5 protein-coding genes are annotated in these 4,655 nt (G+C 29.2%); 4 read left to right on the forward strand and 1 reads right to left on the reverse strand.

Translation table 11 applies throughout. The features are described 5' to 3' along the window. From ACIQ56_RS14685 to ACIQ56_RS14700, 4 genes are all read left to right on the forward strand, one after another. A partial coding sequence (locus ACIQ56_RS14685) for an MBL fold metallo-hydrolase (protein WP_397601793.1) occupies window positions 1-720 on the forward strand: 720 nt, incomplete at its 5' end. Continuing rightward, window positions 717-1,565, forward strand: a complete 849-nt coding sequence (gene rsmI / locus ACIQ56_RS14690) for a 16S rRNA (cytidine(1402)-2'-O)-methyltransferase (RefSeq protein WP_397601794.1) — start codon at window positions 717-719, stop codon at window positions 1,563-1,565. The genes ACIQ56_RS14685 and rsmI, both read left to right, overlap by 4 nt. Before the next feature lie 106 nt (window positions 1,566-1,671). Further along, window positions 1,672-2,802 carry a hypothetical protein gene (locus ACIQ56_RS14695; protein WP_397601795.1) on the forward strand — a complete coding sequence of 377 codons (1,131 nt, stop codon included), beginning with the start codon at window positions 1,672-1,674 and terminating at the stop codon, window positions 2,800-2,802. A 214-nt stretch (window positions 2,803-3,016) separates the two neighbouring features. After that, window positions 3,017-3,976 (forward strand): acyl-CoA desaturase, encoded by a 960-nt coding sequence (locus tag ACIQ56_RS14700; RefSeq protein WP_397601796.1) that lies wholly within the window; start codon window positions 3,017-3,019, stop codon window positions 3,974-3,976. Window positions 3,977-3,985: 9 nt separating this feature from the next. Here ACIQ56_RS14700 and ACIQ56_RS14705 read toward each other — a convergent pair whose 3' ends face one another. Continuing rightward, the gene (locus ACIQ56_RS14705) at window positions 3,986-4,483 is read right to left on the reverse strand and encodes a hypothetical protein (protein ID WP_397601797.1); all 498 of its coding nucleotides are present in this window, start codon (window positions 4,481-4,483) and stop codon (window positions 3,986-3,988) included. Between the last annotated feature and the right edge of the window lie 172 nt (window positions 4,484-4,655).

Raw genomic sequence — 4,655 nt, forward strand, 5'->3', positions numbered from 1 at the left:
CTTTTGGTTAAAAATAAAGATGGAAAAAATTTTCTTTTTGAAGCTGGGGTTGGAGCTTTTTTTGAGCCAAAACTTAAAGATAGATATGGAATTGTTGAAAATGATCATATTTTATTAGAAAGCTTAAAAAAAGTAAGCTTAAGTCATGAAGATATTGATGCTGTTATTCTTTCGCATTTACATTTTGATCATGCTGGCGGAATTTTAACGCCTTACGGTCATGGAGAGACAAAACTTTTATTTCCGAAAGCAAAATTTTACGTTGGTAAAGAGCATTGGAAAAGAGCATTAAATCCACACCCAAGAGATAAAGCTTCATTTGTTCCTTTATTAAATAATTTACTTGAAGAATCGGGTCGTTTAATTTTAGTTGAAAATAATGGAATATGCGATTTATCTCCCTTTATAACCTTTAGATTTTCAAATGGCCATACCCCAGGACTTATGTTAGGAGAAATTTCTTTAAAAGATGGACCACTTGTTTTTGCAAGTGATTTAATTCCGGGATTCGCTTGGATGCATATTCCTATTTCAATGGGGTATGACCGTTTTCCAGAATTAGTAATAGATGAAAAAAAGATTTTTCTTGAAGATTTAATCACAAAAAATGCAAAATTATTTTTTACACATGATATCCAAAATCCAATTGGAAAAATTAAAAGAGATGATAAAGGAAAATTTTTTGCAGAAGTATTTGAATACCCAAAAGGAATAGAATGACTACTGGTACACTTTATATTGTTGCAACACCCATAGGTACATTAGGCGATTTTTCTCCAAGAGCAAAAGAAATTCTATCTCATGTTAGCTTTATTGCATGCGAAGACACTAGACATTCTGGAAACTTATTAAGCCATTTTGGTATAAAATCTCAATTAGAGAGTTTGCATGTTCATAATGAAAAAAATAAATCGAGTTATCTTATAGAAAAACTCCAAAATTCACCTAATAAATGTGCTGCAATTATTACTGATGCAGGAACCCCTTGTATTTCTGATCCTGGTTCTTTATTAATTGCCGAAGCTCATAAACAAGGGGTTTTAATTCAAAGTATTCCTGGTCCAAGCAGTATGTCTTCGGCATTAGCTGCTTGCGGATTTATTCAACCTAGAAGCATTTTCTCTGGTTTTTTGGGCCGAACTCAAAAAGAACAAGTAGAAGAATTCAATCGATGGAAAGCGATTGCCCCTTGTATAGCTGTATTTTTTGAAAGTCCTAAAAGATTAATCCAAAGTTTAAAAAATTTAAATGAATTTTATTTAAATGAAGAAATTTTTATTTGTGTTTCCAGAGAAATTTCTAAAAAATTTGAAGAACATAGAACAGGCAATATTAAAAATGTATTAAATTACTTTTCGAATCAAAATGAAATTCAAGGTGAATTTGTAATTTGTGTTAATATTTTAGCAGAAGAAAAAAAAGAAATATCTATACATGAAGCAGCAAAAGAAGCTTTAATTCTTGTAGAAAAAGGAATGCAATTAAAAATAGCATGTAAAGATATTGCTCAAAAGCACAATCTTAATGCCAAAGATATTTATAATGAATCTATTAAAAAATCTTAAATTCCAAAAAATAATTATACTCATTTGATGTACATTTGACTTTTCAATAATAATAATTTAATACTACCATGAATGCTATATATTATTTTTTAATTGAAGGTTTCATGTGAAATTTTTATTATTTATATTCCCAATTTTATTTATTTGTAGCTCCTGTTCCAGCGGAAAAGGTAAATTCTTATTAGGCTTAAATAATACTATAAAGCCAAGTGAAAAAGAATATTATAATATAAAAAAAACCGGAGTCATAAATTGTTTTGAAGAGGGAAAAAAGACAAAATTTGTTAAAAACAATAAAGAAACAGAAACAATTGCTTCATGTGAATTATCTGCAGTTGTTTTTAATAATAATAATCTTTTTTTTGCAAATGATAAATCAATTTATGACAATAACATATCGCCTATGTTTTCAATTCCTTTCATTAATAATGATTTTAAAGATATAAATGACATAACTTATTATAAAAATCCAAAGTTTCTTTCTACAAAAAAATTTGAAGATTTAACCGCAACATTAGATAATAAATATATTTTTGCTACAACAAGCTTTGACAGAGATGATTCCAATTATGAATATAATTCAATATTATATTGGCAACCAGAATATCCAAATAAAGTAGAGTTTTTATCTGTAATTGAAAATGAAAAAGAAACAAGAGACATAAAAAAATATTTACAAAGAGAATTAAACAGTTCTAAATATTTTAAAGTTGAAGGATTAGCAATTATTCCAGACAATAAAATTTTATTTGGGATAAGAGAAGAAGGTGAATCTTATAAAAACTTTCAATATTCTTTTAAAATTATTTTAGCTAGCTTAATTTATAAAGATTCAAAATACTTTTTAAACAATGATTTTAAATTAATTTATAATTTCAAAAATACGAATAAATATATTCAAGAAAACGTTGGAATTTTTGCATTATCTTGGAATAAATATAATAATAAATTATTTATACTTAGTAGCTTTGAGCAAGAAAATACAATAGGCGCATACCTTTGGACATTAGATTTAGATAAATTTTACAAAAACAAAGATCCCAGTTTAGTTTATGAAAACAATCTTATTCCTTTGAAATTAAATAATAAAGCAGAAGGTATTACAATTTTAAATAACAATGAATTATTTATCATAAACGATGATGACAGATTTATAAAACAGACTAAAATAAATGGCGCCGATTATCTCAAGAAGCCAAATGAATCTATTTATAATATTTTAAGAAAATCAGACTAAATAACTAATACTATTAATAAATATATAAATTACCAATATTATTGATTTATATTTTAAGGGTAGAAATATGAAGTATTTTCAATGATTTTAATACAATATTATCAAATAGATACACCATTTACATTACTTTTACGTTCCCTGCCTTCACTAAGAAGTAAAATAACCGTTAAATGAGGATGGATTAAGATTTCTTGTCTATTTATTAGAGGTTATTATGAAGTTAAGAGAATCTTCCAATATTGTTAAGTTTAACTGGCGTAATTTCATTTGGATTACAGGGGTGCATGTCATTGCCCTTTCATTATGCTGGTTCTTTTTCACATGGCAAGCCTTTATCGCTTTCCTAATAATGCATTATATTGCGGGTATGGTAGGAATTACTTTTGGATTTCATAGACTATTAGCTCATAAAGGCTTTCAAGCAACAAAACCTTTAGAATATTTCGCTGCATTTTGTGGTACGTTAGCTTGCCAAGGAGGACCCATTTCTTGGATAGGTCAACACAGAGTGCACCACGCCTATTCTGATAAACCAGAAGATCCACATGATATGAATAAGGGATTTTGGCATTCTCATATTGGATTTATTTTTAATAGAAGAGCCGATTTAAACTCCATAGAAGAAGTTTCCCATTATTGCCCAGACATTGCTAAAAATAAATTTTATCAATTTTTAGAAAATAACATGATTTTAATTCAAATTGTTGTTGGCTTATCGATTATGGCTCTAGGTGGTGTATTAGGTTCAGCTCCTGGATTTGATTGGTATAGCGCTATTAGCTTTACAATTTGGGGTGTCTTTGTAAGACTTGTCTCAGGTTATCATGTTACATGGTTTGTGAATTCAGCAACACATAAATGGGGTTCCCGTCCTAATAATACAAATGACGATTCCAGAAATAACTGGTGGGTTGGTCTTCTCGCCTTTGGTGAAGGATGGCACAACAATCACCACGCTCAACCGCGCGCTGCGCGTCATGGCTGGGAATGGTGGCAATTTGATCAAACTTGGATAATGATTTCAATATTAAAAACCTTTAGGCAAATTAAAAATATTAAATTACCAGTCCGAGTAAATTCAAAGGTAAATTCATTGGAAAACCCAATTGAAAATTTAAATATAAACCACTCCATTTTGAATCCTAAAAAAATTCATCAAAATAAAGCGGTTTAGTTCTTCTCATTATTGATTATGAGATATTGTAAAGATATTTGCATTTCCCATTACTTTTTGATCGACTTGGTAGTAACCAGTCACATCCAAAGTTCCTAATGAAAAAGTTGGATAGTATTTATAAGTATAATCTGTTTTAAATACATCTGCTTGATCAACTCTCATACCAAATTCTTCATCACCACTTGCTGCTGTAAATTTAAAATTCATAGTGAACTTTGCGTTTGTTGCTGTGGAGTTCATATCTTCATTTCTTTTTAAATAATTTGAACCCGCTATTGTCACACCATTAAAATTTATATTTGGTTTTGCACCACCATTCCATTGATGCCAGTCGTCAATAGATGATGTTATAAAAACTTTATATCCAGTTTGGTTATTTACTTGCAATACAGTTCTGAATGTATCAGCAAATGGAACCATAAATTTGTTGGATGAAATGACTACGGATTCGTGTGCATAAGGTGCTACTGCAACGGCTTGTGGAGGCATATCAACTGCTATCATTTGAACTCCCTAATGATGTATGTTTTTATAATGGTGAAACTGAATCCTAAAGTGATTCCTTTTGGTGGACAATATGCTATGAACTTAGGCGTTCATATAGAAGGGTTGTCCAATGTTAAAGAAGAAATCAGTTAAAAGTCAATATTCTCTTGAGTTTAAAAATCAAGTTCTA

The sequence above is a fragment of the Silvanigrella sp. genome, from assembly GCF_044369315.1.
Taxonomy (GTDB): domain Bacteria; phylum Bdellovibrionota_B; class Oligoflexia; order Silvanigrellales; family Silvanigrellaceae; genus Silvanigrella.

Coding starts and splice junctions, on each gene's coding strand:
- ACIQ56_RS14705 (WP_397601797.1), bottom strand. CDS start 4,483: ATGATAGCAGTTGATATGCCTCCACAAGCCGTTGCAGTAGCACCTTAT.
- ACIQ56_RS14700 (WP_397601796.1), top strand. CDS start 3,017: ATGAAGTTAAGAGAATCTTCCAATATTGTTAAGTTTAACTGGCGTAAT.
- rsmI (WP_397601794.1), top strand. CDS start 717: ATGACTACTGGTACACTTTATATTGTTGCAACACCCATAGGTACATTA.